Below are 14,768 nucleotides of genomic sequence, written 5' to 3'. Positions count from 1 at the left end.
GTGCGGATGACCCTTTTCGTGCCGGTCCGTGAGCAGACGCAGTACGTTCGGACGGAGGATGACGTCAATCCCTCCCGATGGAGTCACGACATGGTGAAGGTGTTCGCCTTTCTCACGAAGAAGCAGGGACTCGAGACGCAGGCCTTCATCGACTACTACGAGAAGAACCACGTGCCGCTGGTCTGCAGCCTGGCGCCCCCGCCCATCGTCTACAAACGCAACTTCCTGGTGCGGGGCGATGCGCTGAACATGGAAGACAGCTCCATCGACTTCGACGTCATCACCGAGCTGGTGTTCCCCGACCGGGAGTCCTTCCATGCATGGGGGGCTCTGCTCTTCGCTCCTTCCAATGGTGACGCGATCGCCAAGGACGAAGAGAATTTCCTCGAACGCTCACGGACCCGGGCCTACGTCGTCGAGGAGCACGTGACGACCTCCGGGTGACCGGTGGCCTCAGCGCCAGGCGTGCCGCAGGAGGCGGGCGGAACGGCGTGCGCTCCGCAGGCGGCGGAGGCCGAAGAGGAGGAGCGCCGTGCCCGCGAGCCACTGCGCGCCCCGGATGATGCGATTGACGTCCACGGCGGGAACCCAGGTGACGTTGCCCTCGCGGATGACGAAGGCGCCCGCGGGGCGGGCCTTCAGACCGAAGCCACTGCCAGAGCCGCTGCCCTTCACGGCCTCTCCCTCCACTCCGGCCTGCTGGATCGCCGCCGGCCCCTCGCCGCCGCCTCCGCCGCCTCCGCCGGCCACCAGGGCCGCGGGAATCACGGTGATTCCGTCCTGCTGGATGGCCTCTCCGTAGACGCGCTTCACGGAGATGCTGTCGCGGGCCCGGTCGATGACCTCATTGACGTCCATGGCGTCCCCCAAGATGGGATGTCGGTGTCCTCTCAGCGAGAGGTGGACACGGTGCGGCATGAGGACCGGATGGGCAGGCCGGCGGGCCGTGGGGCGACACGGGGAGCAGGGGCTCCAGGACAGGGCGCTCGGGCGCAGGGGCCGGAGGGGCTCGGGCTTCACCGTCAGGCCGCTGCCCGGCACCGCGAGCTCAGGACGTCTTGTACTCCAGCGCCAGCAGCGCCTTGCGTTGCTCCGGCTCCAGCCGCTCAATGGCATATAGCGCAGGGTATCCCGCTGCATCCCGGAGATGTTCTCCTGGATGAACCTCACCACCGCCTCCCGGTGGTGGTCCGCCGCTACCTTCAGCAGCCACCCCACGCTCTTCTGCACGCACGGCTCTGGATCCGATAGCAATTGGCGTGCATTGCCGGGGATCACCTCGCCAGGGCACACGCTGCCGTCAGCCTCCCACTGGCTTCTCGTGAGCCCTGCGAGACTGGGGAACTCGGGCCGCTCGCGTCCGTGAGCGGGTTGACCCTGTGGGGCCGCATGTGCCCCCAGTGTGCCCCTCCAGCGGGGATGAGAACGGGACAAGACGGGATGGGGCGGCACCACGAACCGACGTGAGATCAAGGCGATAGCGGGTAACAGCGCGTCCTGCCTGGGGTTTGCTATCGCCCTGCCCACGGGTTCAAGTCCCATACTCCTCGCCACGGAGAAGGGCCCGGAATCGAAAGGTTCCGGGCCCTTCGCTTTTAGCCACAGGGCCCTGGCCACCGACTCGCCACCGGCCGGGTCGAGCTCCAGGGGGCAATCGAATGGATAGGCTGGCGTACACCTCGCGTCCCACCCCCTTCCTTCGGTGAACCCATGCGTCGTTCCCTGTCCCGCCTCGTGCTCGCGGCCATCCTGTTCAGCCCGGGTGGTGCGGCCCTCGCGGCGGAGGGGACGAAGAAGCCCGCCACGCAATGGTTGGCCAGCCCTGCTCAGGCGGCCCGCGCTGCGCGAGTGGAGGCGGGCCTGGCCCCGGTCGTCATCGAAGGCGAGAAACCCCAGAGCCTGACGCTCCCGCAGTGGATGGCGCTGTACCGGATCCCCGGGCTGAGCATCGCTGTCTTCGACAAGCACGCCATCGTCTGGGCCAGGACCTATGGCGTGAAGGAGGCGGGTGGCTCGGAGCCCGTCACCCTGGAGACGCTGTTCCAGGCGGGCTCCATCAGCAAGCCGGTGACGGCCCTGGCGGCGCTGCACTTCGCCGAGGCCGGCAAATGGTCGCTCGATGAGAACATCAACGACAGGCTGCGCTCGTGGAATGTCCCCGAGAACGACTTCACGAAGGAGCAGAAGGTCACCCTGCGCCGGCTGCTCAGCCACAGCGCGGGGACGACCGTGCATGGCTTCCCCGGGTACGCCGTGGACGCGCCCATGCCCACGCTGGTGCAGGTGCTGGAGGGCGTGGCGCCCGCGAACACCGCCCCGGTGCGCGTCGACCTCGTCCCCGGTACGAAGACGCGCTACAGCGGCGGTGGCACGTCCATCGTCCAGCTGATGATGGTGGATCAGCTCCAGAAGCCGTTCCCCCAGGTCATGCGGGAAACGGTGCTGAAGCCGCTCGGCATGAGCAGCAGTTCCTACGAGCAGCCCCTGCCTCCGGCCCTCGCCGCCAGGACGGCGACCGGGACGTACCCCAGCGGGAAGAGCGTCGCGGGCCGCTGGCACGTGTACCCGGAGATGGCCGCGGCCGGACTGTGGACCACGCCGTCCGACCTCGCGCGGGTCGCCCTCGAGGTGTCCAGCGCGAAAGCGGGGAAGTCCAAGCGAGTGCTGTCACAAGCGATGACGAAGCAGATGCTGACGCGGCAGTCGGAGCGGTTCGGGCTGGGCTTCCAGGTGGAACCCGGCACCGACCGCTTCTGGCACGGAGGCGCGGACGAAGGCTTCCAGGCCGCGTTCATGGCCTTCAGTGACACGGGCAGCGGCGTGGTCGTCATGGCCAACTCCGACAACGGCTTCCTGCTCTTCGACCGCCTCATCGCCAGCGTCGCGTCCGAGTATGCCTGGACCGCGTTCAGGCCCGAGCCCGTGTCGCCGTCCGCACAGGTGGATGTGCTCATGCGGCTCAAGGGCGTCGACACCGCGCTCGCCTGGTACACCGCGAAGCATCGCGAGGGCATGAAGGGCCTGGAGTCGGGGCACCTGAACCAGCTCGGTTACCAGATGCTGGGAGACGGCAAGGGCGCGGAAGCGGTGCGGGTGTTCGAAGCGAACGTGAAGCTCTTCCCGACGGATGCGAATGCCTACGACAGCCTCGGCGAGGCACAGCTCCAACTGGGACAGAAGGACGAGGCCATCGCGAGCTACAGGAAGTCACTCGCACTGGACCCGGGGAATGCCAATGCGGTGAAGGTCCTCGGGAAACTTGGCGTGCCCACCGGGAAGTGAGCGGAAGGCAATCACAAGCGCCGCGCCTGGAGGCGCTACAGTCTCGCGCATGCTCACGGGTCGCTCCGCCCTCGAAACGACCGACTGGTCCCGCCTGCTCCACGCCCATGGTCGCGCCACGGACGCGCCCGGGCACCTGCGCGCGGCGGACGTGCCCCTCCGGGACAGCGCGAGAGGGAGATGCGGCCGGCCTACAGCCCTACCTGGAACAGGAGGATGAGCCGCGAGAAGGAGTCCGTGCCCTCCCACAGCGCCGGATAGTGGTCCCAGCTGAGCGCGGCCCCCAGCGGACCGAAGTGCAGGTCCGCGAGCAGCCGCAGTCCCGGCCTGGCTTCGGGGAGCACCTGCACCGGCACACCCAGGCCGAGCCCGAGGCTCGGGATGATGACGACCTGGGGCGTCGCATACTGCGTGAGCGGCGTGAGGACGAGCTGCTCTCGGAAGTCCGTCTCCACCGAGAGCGAATGCAGGAAGGACTCGGGCGCGGCGAGCTGGTAGCCGAGCCGCGCCATGAAGCGGGAACCGCCCCCGAGCCGCGCGCCCAGGCCCAACTGCACACCGCCCGGAATCCACCACGGCTGGGGCTTCGTCAGCGTGACGTTGAGCCACTCGGGCGCGCTCTCCGCCGTGAGGCTCCGCTCCGCCACCACCTGCTCGCCCTCATGCCGAAGCCGCCAGCCCGTGGCCACCGGCAGCGTGCGCGCGGATGCATCCGGGCTGCTGCCCACCTCCCACGCGGAAGGGACACGCACCGTGACGTGGAGCGTGGGGTTGCCCGCCCAGGTCCGGATGGGCCCCAGCAGATAGTCGATGTCCCAGTGCGTGGCCCGCGCCGGTCCGGGGGACAGCAGTGCGTGGCGCGACTGGACCGCGGGCCACACGTACCCCGAGGGCAGGAAGCGCCGCTCGAGCTGCATCACGCCGCGCACCCACAGCTCCCCTTCCCGCCCGGGCGGAAGCGTGAGGGTGAAGCCAAAGCGCTCCACCGGGGAATGCGCGGGCCTTCCGAACGCATCCTCCGGTGTGGGGCCCATCGCTGCCCCCTGCCCCTCTGTCACCGGGAGAGGCTCCTCGTCGAATCGCACGCGGACCTCGCGCGTCCGGAGTCCCAGGAAGGCGGCATCGATGACCTCCGCCTCGGAGGTCCCGTTGCGCAGCCGGTAACGCGCCTCGAAGCGACAGACCGCCTCCTGCTCCGCCTCCGCGCAATCGAAGTCCAGCTTCTCGCTGAGCACCTCCGTGCGCGTGCGCGCGGTCCCCGGGGACAGGGTGAAGGTCGCCGGCGTCCGCCTGGATGCGGCCACGTTGGCGGCGGCGGGCAATGCAGCGAGGAGACACACGAGGAACGCAAGGCGGACCGCCATGTCCGCCATTGTCGCTCAACGAATGCCGTAGGGGACGAAGAACGAGCCCCAGATGAAAGCGGGCTGAAGCGCCAGATGAGCTCCAGCCCGTTTCATCATTGTCCCGGGTTGCCAGGGTGGCCGCGAGCCGTTCGCCCTGCCCCGGCTTCCCCAGGTCGAAGACGAACGCGTCTTCTCCTTCGCCAGGGGAAGGTCCGCTGGATGGAACCATCAGGCTCACGCGTCCACCTACTCACCCGCTTGCCACCCTGACAGACGAATTGTCCGCGCACCTGCTGCTCGATGGGCCGAGAGACTCATTTCGTAGATGAAATGGTTTGGCTGCCCTTCATGGCCACGCCGCCACCGCGAGGACCGTCAGCGCACATTCACGCCCCACACATTGCATCTGCCCAACCCACGCGGGGATGACGAGCCGTGGTGTGTATGGGTGATGCATTACCCATGAGTGTGGGGTGCCACCCGGGTGTTGCCGCGCGGACTTGAAGTCTCCCATTGTCGGTGACAAGGATGCGCGTCGCCGCTCCGTGAGGGATGGAAAGGCTTCCACCTTCGCGTGAGCTGGCGATCACGCCCGAACATGACAAGGACCTTCTTGCCATGGCAGGGCTTCGCTCCAAGGGGGGCAATCCATGACGCGTTCCTTCGCATCCACCTTCCCATCCATCGTGTTGCTGCTCGCCAGCACGGCTTGCGGTCCCGGCCCGTACTACGACCAGGAGCCGACGGGGCCCTCCCCCGCGGTCGAGGTGGCCACCGAGCGCCAGGCCCTCGCCAGTTGGAGCTCCGCCGCGCCGATGTCCACGGCCCGATTCGACCACAGCGCCACCGTCCTGCCGTCGGGCAAGGTGCTGGTGGCGGGCGGCGACCCTGGCACGACCACCTACCTTTCCAGCGCGGCGCTCTATAACCCGGCAACCAACACCTGGGCCGCCACGGGGAGCATGACGCAGGCCCGCTCGGCCCACGTCGCCGTCCTGCTGTCGTCGGGCAAGGTGCTCGTCATCGGCGGCACCTTCGGCAGCACCACCACCGCGGAGCTGTACGACCCGGCCACGGGGACGTGGACCGCCACCGGCAGCCTCTCCACGCTCCGCACCAACTTCTCCGCGACCCTGCTGTCCTCGGGACAGGTCCTCGTCACGGGCGGCCGTGGCACTGGGGGCGTCTACCTGACCAGCTGCGAGCTGTACGACCCGGCCACCGGCACCTGGTCCGCCACGGGCAGCCTCGCCGAGGGCCGCATGGACCACTCCGCCTTGCGGCTCGGCAACGGGCAGGTGCTCGTCAGCGGCGGCCTCTACATGATCTTCACCTCCCTGTACCGGATCGACAGCGCGGAGCTGTACGACCCCGCCACCGGCACCTGGTCCACGACAGGAAGCCTCGCCACGGGCCGCAGCGAGCACCTGTCGCTCCTGCTGCCCTCCGGCGATGCGCTGATCGTGGGAGGGGTGGCCGGCAACGGCAGGCTCCCCGGTCACTACTCGGTCTCCGCGGCCGAGTCGTTCAGCGCGGGCACCATGTCGTCCGCGGGCACGATGAGCAGCCCGCGCCACGGCCACGCCGCCGCCGCACTGCCTTCGGGCGCCGTCCTGGTGGCGGGGGGCCTGAACAAGATTGGCAGCACCACCACGACGCAATTCCTGTCCAGCGCGAGCCTGTACGACCCGGCCACCGGCACCTGGAGCGCCACGACCAGCATGCTGGCGGTGCGCAACCACTTCACGCTCAGCCCCCTGCCGTCGGGCAAGGTGCTGGCGGTGGGCGGAACCAACAGCTCGGGCCTGGGGCTCGCATCCACGGAGCTCTACACCCCGTGACCTGAGTGCCCCGGGGCCCCGCTCGCATGCGGGAGCCCCGAGGCGCGGGTGTCTACTTCTTGAGCTTGAGCCCTTTTGATGGAGGGCAGCCTGGGCTTCCGTCAGCCAATGACTGAGCAAGAAATCCGTGCAACCCGAGCGGTTCCTTGACGCTGATAGGAATTCAAGCCTTCATGGCCTTCCACCCATCCTGCATTGAGGAACGGCTCACCCCATGAAGAAATCCAAGACATTTGTGCGTGCCACGCTTGTAATGGCTCTCGTCTGCGGCGGCTGCGGGCCGGCACCGGAGGGAACGGAAAGCGACACACTCTCCAATACCTCCGGACGGGCTGTCACGTTCGAGGAGTTTCGCGGCACCGTCCACCAGGACTCGCGCGGCCGGTACATCTACGACGGGGACATGGTGGCGCATGACCTGACGGAGCTGAGGCAGGCCTGGGAGCGGATGCATCCTCAGAACGGAGCCCTCACCGTCAACCAGTACAATGCGGCGCTGGACGCAATCTGGAGAAACGGCGAGCAGCTCTATCTCACCTATTGCGTCAGCGACTCTTTCGGAGGCAACAAGCAGGCCGTCGTCAACGCCATGAGCACCGCTGGCGCCGCCTGGGGCGCGAAGGCTCGCATCAACTTCGTCTATGTTCCCGCGCAGGACACCAACTGCACCAACGCGAACGGGAGCGTCGTCTTCAACGTCAGCCCCATGTCGGGAGGCGCGGCCCTTGCGACCGCCTTCTTTCCCGGAACCGCGCGACCGCTACGCACGCTCGATCTCGATGCCTCCGCGTTCAACCTCCAGGGCTGGGCGACGCTGGCGGGCATCCTGACGCACGAGCTGGGTCATACGCTCGGCTTCCGTCACGAGTTCCTCCAGTCCGGCATGTGCTACGCCGGCATGGAGCCCGGGGGCTGGCGAGGCGTCACGCCCTATGACGCGGGCTCCATCATGAACTACCCCTATCCGGAGTGCGGCGGCTTCAACTCCACGGGCCCGTCCACCACCGACCACGAGGGGGCCACCCAGCTCTACGGCAGCCGCGTCTGGGTCAACGCGAGCGCTCCGACAGGGTGCGGCCAGATTCTCGGTGGCAAGGGCCTCGACCGGGATCAACTTCTCTGGTCGTGCGATGGCCGTTTCTATCTCCACCACTCGCCGTTCGGCATCCTTCAGCTCGTCAAGTACACCCCGGGCCCTGGCGGAGCCACCGTCCAGACGCTCTGGACGTCTGGCACCTCGGGGCAGCCGGGCTACGGCACGTACATGCAGACCGACGGCAACCTCGTCATCTACTCGGGTCTCGGGAGGGCCATCTGGCATTCCGGGACCTATGGGAACCCGGGCTCCGCGCTGGCGCTCCAGAACGACGGCAACCTGGTCATCTATTCGCCGCAGGGACAGGTGCTGTGGACCAGCGGCACCGGGGGCCACTGACCTGACGGGCTGACAGCCTGGACTACGGCGCCGCCATCGGCCCCAGGGCGTGAGCGCACGCGCAACGCTCGGTGGATGAAGCACAGCGGCCCTCCCTGAACGTTGGGGCGGGCCGCTTTGGCGGAACGAGAGGTGTCAACCCGACGTCAGCAAACGCCGTCGCGGGACTCGCAGTAGCTGAAGCGAATGGAAGGAGAGCCGGGGGTGCGGCATTCGCTGCCGTCGCAGCAATACATGACGCCCCAGGAAGCATGCTTCGAGTCCGCGCTGGATGAGGCACACTGCGCCTCGCACGTGGCAGCGGGACCGGTGCACGTGGTGCCGTTGGCGCACGAAATGTACACATCTCCGCCGGACGTGCCCCCACAGCCCACCAGCATCCCTGCTGCCATCACGCGGAAGCGGGAGAGTCGGTTGCCCGGCCCCCAGTGGCGTGACGCTGGCAATCCAGCCAGGGCGCCTTGCTCATCCCGAAAATGAAGACGGGCTGGAGACCTTTCGGCCTCCAGACAGCTTCGTCGTTTGGTCGGGGAGACAGAATTTGAACCCGTGGACACGGGGTGTCCTAAACCCGCGACGGTGCACGTCTTTCGCTAAACCATGAGTAAACCCAGGCGCTTCGCATCCATGGGGCTGTCCTCCCCCGTCCCGCCTGTCGCCTGTAGGCCCCGCAGTCTTGGAGACATTTCCGGAGACGGCACCAGGGGCCACGGTACTCCAGCGGTGCGCTGCGAGAGTCGCAAGGACGAATTGCTCGTTGCCTTTTCTTGCAAGGCGGTGCGCTCCATTCTGGAGCACCTGGGGCTGCCCACGCGGCCTGCGAAGCTGGTCCCGACGCAAGGGCCACCCCAGCTGGCGTGGTGTTGAGCCACAAGCAGTCGCGCTGCCCCAGAAGCCTATGCCCCTGCTGCCCTTGCTGGATGGGCCGCCTGGGCCGACGTGAGCCCAGAGGGGACTGCACGACCTCCTCGCCGCATTGGCGCACAGCCTGAGGCCCCGTCAGCCGCCTTCTTCGGCTCCCCGGCTCCAGCCCTCTCCCTTAACAGGGCTCCCGTCCCTCCTATACGGCCCACCCGCGCGGGCGAACAGACGACAAACATGTAATTTTCAAGAATTACACGAATAACCATTTTCAAAGCAACTCATTCACGGGACGCGAGAAAACCCTGTCGACACATCCTCCCCCGCTGTTTCCCCCTCCCCTGGAGCGAGATGCGAAAACAATTCCTGACACTCACAGTGATGACGCTTGCGGCCACCAGTGCCCTGGCGGCGGACCGCCTGAATCCGGCGGATCTGCGCCGTGTCACCAAGGCGCGTGAGTCCCTGGTCCCCGCCGTCGCGAAGGAGTTCGGCCCCAAGGCCCGGTTCATCCACCTCTTCGGCCAGGGCCAGGGAATGCTGGCGGGCGTCGTCGCGGAGATTCCCGCGGAGCCGCTGGGCACGGACGAACTGCCCCTGCTGGCCATCGTCCGGTACGACGAATCCACCGGCGCGGTGCGCATGGTGGCCCGCGAGTTCAAGTACCGCGAAGCCCGCTCGGTGGGAACGGACGTGGCGCTGCTGGAAGGTGATGGCACCCTGCGCATGCGCGACGCCCATGGCCAGGACCGGCTGCTCGCGCGGGGCGTGGGCGGGGACCTGTTCCCCACGGCGAAGGGAGACGCGCTGGTGGCCACGCTGCTGATGAACAGCGAGGGGCCGCATGAAACCGCCGTGGGCCTCATCGACCTCCAGGGCCGCGTGAAGGTCCTGGCGGATGGCCCCGGCGTGGACGCGACGCCCAGCATCTCCCCCGATGGCAAGACCGTGGTGTTCGTGTCCGGCCGGACCAGCGTGGCGTCGTTCTACGTGACGAACGTGGAGGGCGCGCCGGCCCGGCAGCTCACCAACGTCGGCCTGGAGAACTGGATGCTGTTCGGAGGCCCGCCCAAGGAGTTCGTGCCCCCGCCCGTCTCCACCCACCACATGGAGTGGCTGAACGAGGACGTGCTTCGCTACAACGCCGGCGGCGGTGCGTTCTGGAAGCTCAATGTGCGCACCGGCCACGCGGCTCCGGATGTGGGAGGTGAGCCGTGAAGTCCCTGACCCTCGCGCTGGCCTTCGCGCTGCTGGCCTTCCCTGCGGTGTCCTCCGCCCAGACGATGTTCCGCTTCCCCGCCTCACAGCTCGCGGACCAGTGCGGCAACGGCGGCTGCGTGGTGAGCGCATACAAGGACTACGGCGGCCGGGACTACGCCTGTGGCGGCGTGCGCTACAGCGGCCACACGGGCATCGACTACGCGCTGGTCGGCGGGTTCAGCAAGATGGACTACGGCGTCTGGGCCATGAACGCCGCCCGGGGCTACGTCGAGGCGTCCGTGGATGGCTATTTCGACCGGTGCAACTACTGGGACCAGGCCAACCCCTACGCCGCCTGCGGCCTCTACACGGCCAACTACATCATCATGCGACACCCGGACAACACGCAGACCAAATACTGGCACCTGAAGGCATACACCCAGCAGTTCGCACGGGGCACGACCCTCGCCTGCGGAAACTGGATCGCCCGGGTGGGCTCGTCCGGCGCCTCCACCGGCCCGCACCTGCACTTCGAATACTGGGTCCCCGGCTACGGCACGGATGACCCGTACGCGGGCTCCTGCGGAACGCCCTACACGCGGTGGACCGCGCAGGGCGCCTACCGCGGCCTCCCCGGCATCACCTGCCAGTAACCCGCCACCGCCATCCCCTGGGAAAGCCTTCCCGGGTCCAGTGGGTATACACTGTATACCCGCTGGACCCGACAGGAGGAACACCGCATGGGCGACCGATGGCTGCTGCGTGGGGCTGAGATCATCACCTGCGACCCCGAACAGGCGGACCTGCCGCGAGGTGACGTCCTGGTGGAGGACGGGCGCATCGTCGCGATGGGTCCCCAGTTGCACGCCGGGGACTGTCGCGTCGTCGACCTGCGCGGGAAGCTGCTCCTGCCCGGCCTCATCGATGCGCACCGGCACACGTGGCAGACGCCGCTGCGCGCCCTGGGTGCGGACTGGACGGTGATGGACTACCTGGCGGCGGTGCGCGTGAAGCTGTCGCCCGCGTTCCAGCCGGAGGACGTGCATGCCGCCAACCTGGCCGGGGCGCTGGAGGCCCTGGACGCGGGCATCACCACGCTCGTGGACTATTCGCACTGCGTGGAGTCCCCCGCGCACGCGGACGCCGCGCTCACTGCGCTGGAGGACTCCGGCATCCGGGCCCTCTTCGCCTACGGCTACGCGGCGGGTCCCCAGGAGAGCGCCGCGCTGCCGACCCCCGCGAGCCGGAGACAGGACGCCCGACGCCTGCGCTCCACCCGGCTGGCCTCCGACAGCGGGCTTGTCCGCATGGGCGTCGCGCTGACGGAGATGCAGGTTCCCTGGGAGCAGAGCCGGGCGGAGCTCCTCTCCGCACGCGAGCTGGGCGTCCCCATCACCGCCCACTGCTCCGCGTGGCCCGTGTCGGGCCCGAGCGAAGTGCGGCGGATGGCGGACGAAGGCCTGCTCGGTCCGGACGTGCTCTTCGTCCACTGCACGTGGAGCTCTGACGAGGACCTGCGGCGCATCGCCGACAGCGGCGGTGCCGTCGCGGTGACGCCGGAGACGGAGCTTCAGATGGGCATGGGCTTCCCCGTCACCGGACGCGCGCTGCGCGCGGGGGTCCGGACGACGCTCGGCTGCGACGTCGTCTCCAGCAACGGCGGGGACCTGTTCACCGCGATGCGGCTGGCCCTCCAGGTGGAGCGGGCCCGAGCCCATGAGAAGGACGGGCTGTCCAAGGTCCTCGCGCTCAAGGCCGCTCGCATGCTGCCGATGGTGACGCTCGACGCCGCGGAGGCCCTGGGGCTGGGACGCGTGACGGGCTCGCTGCGGCCGGGCAAGGACGCGGACCTCATCGTCCTCGCCGCCGATGCACTGAACCTGACGCCGCTCAACCGTCCCCGCGACGCGGTGGTGCTCCAGGCGCATGCGGGCAACGTCGAATCAGTGATGGTGCGCGGACGGTGGGCGAAGTTCCAGGGCGCCCTGGTGGGCGTGGACCTGGCCACGGTCCGGCGCCGGGTCATCGAAGCCCGCGACGCGGTGCTCGCCCGGGTGGGAGGACCGGACGCACTCCTGGGCGGACGGGAGGACCTCTCCGCGCACTGGGACATGGGAGGCGCTGGAGGCACGAAGGACGCGTGACGTGACGCCCACTCAGCGCTGGTGACGGCGGGGGCGCTTCCGCGCGGGGACCCGCCGTGCGTCGATGCGCCGCTGGATGCCCTCCAGCATGAAGCCGAGGCTCTGCTCGAACTCCCGCTCCACGTCGGTGGCCCGCATGTGCGGCACGCTGTGAGCAAGCCCCGGGTAGTCCCTGGCGGGAAGCGCCTGGGCCGCCGCGAAGAACCGCTCGAACGGCGGCGGCGTCCCCGGTGGCCCCACGTCCCACGGCTCTTGCCGGCGGATGGCTCCGGCCAGCCAGGAGAAGAACGTGTTGTGCAGCGCCCCCGCCTCCTTCCACGGGATGCCGGCGGCGTGAAGTCCGCTCACGGTCCGGTCGAGGATGACGAGCGCCGTGTGGACGACAGGACCTTGCTCCAGCAGGAATTCCATCAGCCCCGGATGCGCCAGCCCCAAGGTACGCAGACGGCCCGCGAGCAGCCGGAGCCACGCCACCGGATCCTGTTGCTCCGAGGGCAACACCAGGGTCTGGAGGATGGTCTCGGCGCACAGAAGCACGAGTGCATCCCGGTTCGCGACATGCTTGTATATCGCCATGGGCGTGACCCGGAGCCGTTCGGCCAGCGTCCGCATGGAGAGCTGTCGCAACCCCTGTTCCCGGACGAGCGCGACGGCGGTCTGAACCACGGTGTCTCGCGACAGCTGAGGCCGACGCCTACGTACTCCTCGATGACTGCCCACGCCGAAGGTCATGCGCTGGAGCATATCCCGTCCGTCAGAAGCGACGGTGATTCACAAACAATTTCAACGCCCTCCCCAAGCCTGTATCCAGGCAATTTCCGCGGATACTGAATCAACCCGACTTCACTTCAAGTGCGTCAGGCTTTGTGCCAGAACGTGGCTTGTCGCGCCCGGGATGCGTGGGCCATGCAGGCCCCGTCCGAGGAGTGGGCGGACGCAAGAGGGAAAACATGTTCACTGAAAACACGCATCGCTCAAGGGGGGCGCTGCTCGTGACGCTCGGGCTTGGCGCATGGGTTGGCTGCGGAAGCGCGCCGGAGGCGTCCATGCCTTCCGAGCAGACACCGCCGGGAGCGCTGCGGCACAGCGAGGCCGAACTCTACGTGGCGTCCTCCACCCTCTGGTGGCCGCTGACCATCCCCGTGTGTTGGGAGAACCCGGCCGCCGGCAACGCCACCCAGCGGCAGTGGGTGCGCGACGCGGTGACGCGCACGTGGGAGGCGAACTCGAGCGTGCGCTTCTCCGGCTGGGGGACGTGTCCGTCTTCATCCAACGGCGTCCGCATCAACATCAGCGACGTGGGCCCGCACGTGAAGGCGCTGGGCAACAGCCTCAACGGCAGGGCCCAGGGCATGGTGCTGAACTTCACGTTCGCCAACTGGAGCCCGTCGTGCGCCAGCAGTCTCAAGTACTGCATCGACGCCATCGCGGTGCATGAGTTCGGCCACGCGCTGGGCTACGCCCACGAGCAGAACCGTCCGGACCGGCCCTCCACCTGCACCGAGCCCGCGCAGGGCTCCTCGGGTGACTGGCTCATCGGGCCGTGGGACCTGGCCTCCGTGATGAACTACTGCAACCCGGCCTGGAACGGGGATGGCAACCTGAGCGCCACGGACATCCAGGGCGCGAAGATCACCTACGGCATCCCCTGGCAGTCGCTGGGCGGTGGTTTGTCTTCCGGCCCGGCGGCTGCGTCCTGGGGCGCGAACCGGCTGGACGTGTTCGTCCGGGGCCTGGACAACCAGCTCTACCACCAGGCCTGGGCGGGCGCGGGCTGGAGCGGCTGGGGCCTCCACACGGGCGTCATCACCTCCGACCCGGCGGCGGTGAGCTGGGGCTCCAACCGCATCGACGTGTTCGCGCGCGGCACGGACAACTCCATGCTCCACAAGGCGTGGGATGGCTCCTCCTGGAGCGCTTGGTATTCGCAGGGTGGCGGCTTCAACTCCGGCCCGGCCGTGGCGTCCTGGGGCGCGAACCGGCTGGACGTGTTCGGCCAGGGCCTGGACAACCAGCTCTACCACCAGGCATGGACGGGCTCGGGCTGGACGTCGTGGGCGGTGATTCCGGGCGTCGTGACGTCGGATCCGGCCGCGGTGAGCTGGGGACCCAACCGCATTGACCTGTTCGCCAAGGGCTCTGACAACAGCTTCCTCCACAAGTACTGGAATGGCACCGCCTGGAGCGCCTGGGGCTCGCTGGGCGGCAGCTTCACCTCCGCTCCGGCGGCGGTTTCTCGCGGCGTGAACCAGTTGGAGGTGTTCGGCCGGGGCACGGACAACAGCCTCTGGGTCAACACGTGGACGGGTTCCAGTTGGACTGGCTGGAGCTGGCTCGGCGGTGAGATGACCTCCGCGCCCGATGTCGCGAGCTGGGGTCCCGGCCGGATGGATGTCTTCTATCGCGGCACGGACAACACCCTGCGGCACTCCTGGTACGTCAACGGCTGGTAGCTCCCCGCCGTCGCCAGAGCCCGTGGGCCCTCGTGGGCTCCGGGCTCAGGCCCTCGCCCTCAACAGAGCTCCCATCCCTCCTCTACGCTTGTCAAGAATCACAGACATTCCGTATCAGCTTCATACCCCAGGTGTCCGGGCTGTTCCCCAGGTCATCGGTGGACCCTACCTGCGGAGTGGACCCGCACAACCCGTGAACACCAGTA

The 14,768-nt window shown here is 68.2% G+C and carries 11 protein-coding genes and 2 pseudogenes; 8 read left to right on the top strand and 5 right to left on the bottom strand.

Annotation, left to right across the window (positions count from 1 at the left end):
- Positions 1-90: 90 nt before the first annotated feature.
- Positions 91-444, top strand: a complete 354-nt coding sequence (locus D7X30_RS03975; RefSeq protein WP_158619197.1) for an EthD domain-containing protein — start codon at positions 91-93, stop codon at positions 442-444.
- 9 nt (positions 445-453) lie between these two features.
- On the opposite strand, the gene D7X30_RS42605 is transcribed toward D7X30_RS03975, so the two are convergent.
- Both D7X30_RS42605 and D7X30_RS43780 read right to left on the bottom strand, forming a co-directional pair.
- On the bottom strand, positions 454-858 hold the full coding sequence (locus D7X30_RS42605; protein ID WP_121711075.1) for a spore germination protein GerW family protein: 405 nt from the start codon (positions 856-858) through the stop codon (positions 454-456).
- 270 nt (positions 859-1,128) lie between these two features.
- Positions 1,129-1,542 (bottom strand): annotated as a pseudogene (locus D7X30_RS43780) (DNA alkylation repair protein); the annotation flags it as partial.
- 168 nt (positions 1,543-1,710) lie between these two features.
- On the opposite strand from D7X30_RS43780, the gene D7X30_RS03965 reads away from it, so the two are divergent.
- The gene (locus D7X30_RS03965) at positions 1,711-3,282 is read left to right on the top strand and encodes a serine hydrolase (protein WP_120561445.1); all 1,572 of its coding nucleotides are present in this window, start codon (positions 1,711-1,713) and stop codon (positions 3,280-3,282) included.
- Between the two features lie 191 nt (positions 3,283-3,473).
- On the opposite strand, the gene D7X30_RS03960 is transcribed toward D7X30_RS03965, so the two are convergent.
- Positions 3,474-4,646 carry a hypothetical protein gene (locus D7X30_RS03960; protein WP_233591363.1) on the bottom strand — a complete coding sequence of 391 codons (1,173 nt, stop codon included), beginning with the start codon at positions 4,644-4,646 and terminating at the stop codon, positions 3,474-3,476.
- A 632-nt stretch (positions 4,647-5,278) separates the two neighbouring features.
- Between D7X30_RS03960 and D7X30_RS03955 the strand changes: the two genes are divergently transcribed.
- The 5 genes from D7X30_RS03955 to D7X30_RS03930 all read left to right on the top strand — a co-directional run bounded on the left by D7X30_RS03955 (position 5,279) and on the right by D7X30_RS03930 (position 12,109).
- Positions 5,279-6,469 (top strand): kelch repeat-containing protein, encoded by a 1,191-nt coding sequence (locus D7X30_RS03955; protein ID WP_120561444.1) that lies wholly within the window; start codon positions 5,279-5,281, stop codon positions 6,467-6,469.
- Between the two features lie 253 nt (positions 6,470-6,722).
- Positions 6,723-7,904, top strand: a complete 1,182-nt coding sequence (locus D7X30_RS03950) for a M57 family metalloprotease (RefSeq protein ID WP_158619195.1) — start codon at positions 6,723-6,725, stop codon at positions 7,902-7,904.
- A 1,242-nt stretch (positions 7,905-9,146) separates the two neighbouring features.
- A complete protein-coding gene (locus D7X30_RS03940; RefSeq protein WP_233591405.1) occupies positions 9,147-9,983 on the top strand; it encodes a hypothetical protein in 837 nt (278 codons plus the stop codon).
- Positions 9,980-10,618 carry a M23 family metallopeptidase gene (locus tag D7X30_RS03935; RefSeq protein WP_014399663.1) on the top strand — a complete coding sequence of 213 codons (639 nt, stop codon included), beginning with the start codon at positions 9,980-9,982 and terminating at the stop codon, positions 10,616-10,618. Before D7X30_RS03940 ends, D7X30_RS03935 begins: the two co-directional genes overlap by 4 nt.
- An 87-nt stretch (positions 10,619-10,705) precedes the next feature.
- Positions 10,706-12,109: an amidohydrolase family protein gene (locus D7X30_RS03930; RefSeq protein WP_120561441.1), complete on the top strand. Its 1,404-nt coding sequence runs from the start codon at positions 10,706-10,708 to the stop codon at positions 12,107-12,109.
- A 12-nt stretch (positions 12,110-12,121) separates the two neighbouring features.
- Here D7X30_RS03930 and D7X30_RS03925 read toward each other — a convergent pair whose 3' ends face one another.
- Together D7X30_RS03925 and D7X30_RS43775 are read right to left on the bottom strand one after the other, a co-directional pair.
- A complete protein-coding gene (locus tag D7X30_RS03925; protein ID WP_233591362.1) occupies positions 12,122-12,646 on the bottom strand; it encodes a TetR/AcrR family transcriptional regulator C-terminal domain-containing protein in 525 nt (174 codons plus the stop codon).
- 6 nt (positions 12,647-12,652) lie between these two features.
- Positions 12,653-12,841 (bottom strand): annotated as a pseudogene (locus D7X30_RS43775) (TetR/AcrR family transcriptional regulator); the annotation flags it as partial.
- 314 nt (positions 12,842-13,155) lie between these two features.
- Between D7X30_RS43775 and D7X30_RS03920 the strand changes: the two are divergent.
- Positions 13,156-14,562: a M12 family metallopeptidase gene (locus tag D7X30_RS03920; RefSeq protein WP_120561439.1), complete on the top strand. Its 1,407-nt coding sequence runs from the start codon at positions 13,156-13,158 to the stop codon at positions 14,560-14,562.
- The last annotated feature ends 206 nt before the right edge of the window (positions 14,563-14,768 follow it).

This window comes from Corallococcus sp. AB011P, assembly GCF_003611605.1.
GTDB lineage: Bacteria > Myxococcota > Myxococcia > Myxococcales > Myxococcaceae > Corallococcus > Corallococcus coralloides.
The sequence above is the reverse complement of the archived record's forward strand: the minus strand, read 5'-3'. Positions and strand labels throughout refer to the sequence as shown.

What these genes read in the sequence shown, in the direction of transcription:
- D7X30_RS03975 (WP_158619197.1), top strand. Translation starts at nt 91, where the DNA reads ATGGTGAAGGTGTTCGCCTTTCTCACGAAGAAGCAGGGACTCGAGACG.
- D7X30_RS42605 (WP_121711075.1), bottom strand. Translation starts at nt 858, where the DNA reads ATGGACGTCAATGAGGTCATCGACCGGGCCCGCGACAGCATCTCCGTG.
- D7X30_RS03965 (WP_120561445.1), top strand. Translation starts at nt 1,711, where the DNA reads ATGCGTCGTTCCCTGTCCCGCCTCGTGCTCGCGGCCATCCTGTTCAGC.
- D7X30_RS03960 (WP_233591363.1), bottom strand. Translation starts at nt 4,646, where the DNA reads ATGGCGGTCCGCCTTGCGTTCCTCGTGTGTCTCCTCGCTGCATTGCCC.
- D7X30_RS03955 (WP_120561444.1), top strand. Translation starts at nt 5,279, where the DNA reads ATGACGCGTTCCTTCGCATCCACCTTCCCATCCATCGTGTTGCTGCTC.
- D7X30_RS03950 (WP_158619195.1), top strand. Translation starts at nt 6,723, where the DNA reads ATGGCTCTCGTCTGCGGCGGCTGCGGGCCGGCACCGGAGGGAACGGAA.
- D7X30_RS03940 (WP_233591405.1), top strand. Translation starts at nt 9,147, where the DNA reads ATGACGCTTGCGGCCACCAGTGCCCTGGCGGCGGACCGCCTGAATCCG.
- D7X30_RS03930 (WP_120561441.1), top strand. Translation starts at nt 10,706, where the DNA reads ATGGGCGACCGATGGCTGCTGCGTGGGGCTGAGATCATCACCTGCGAC.
- D7X30_RS03920 (WP_120561439.1), top strand. Translation starts at nt 13,156, where the DNA reads ATGCCTTCCGAGCAGACACCGCCGGGAGCGCTGCGGCACAGCGAGGCC.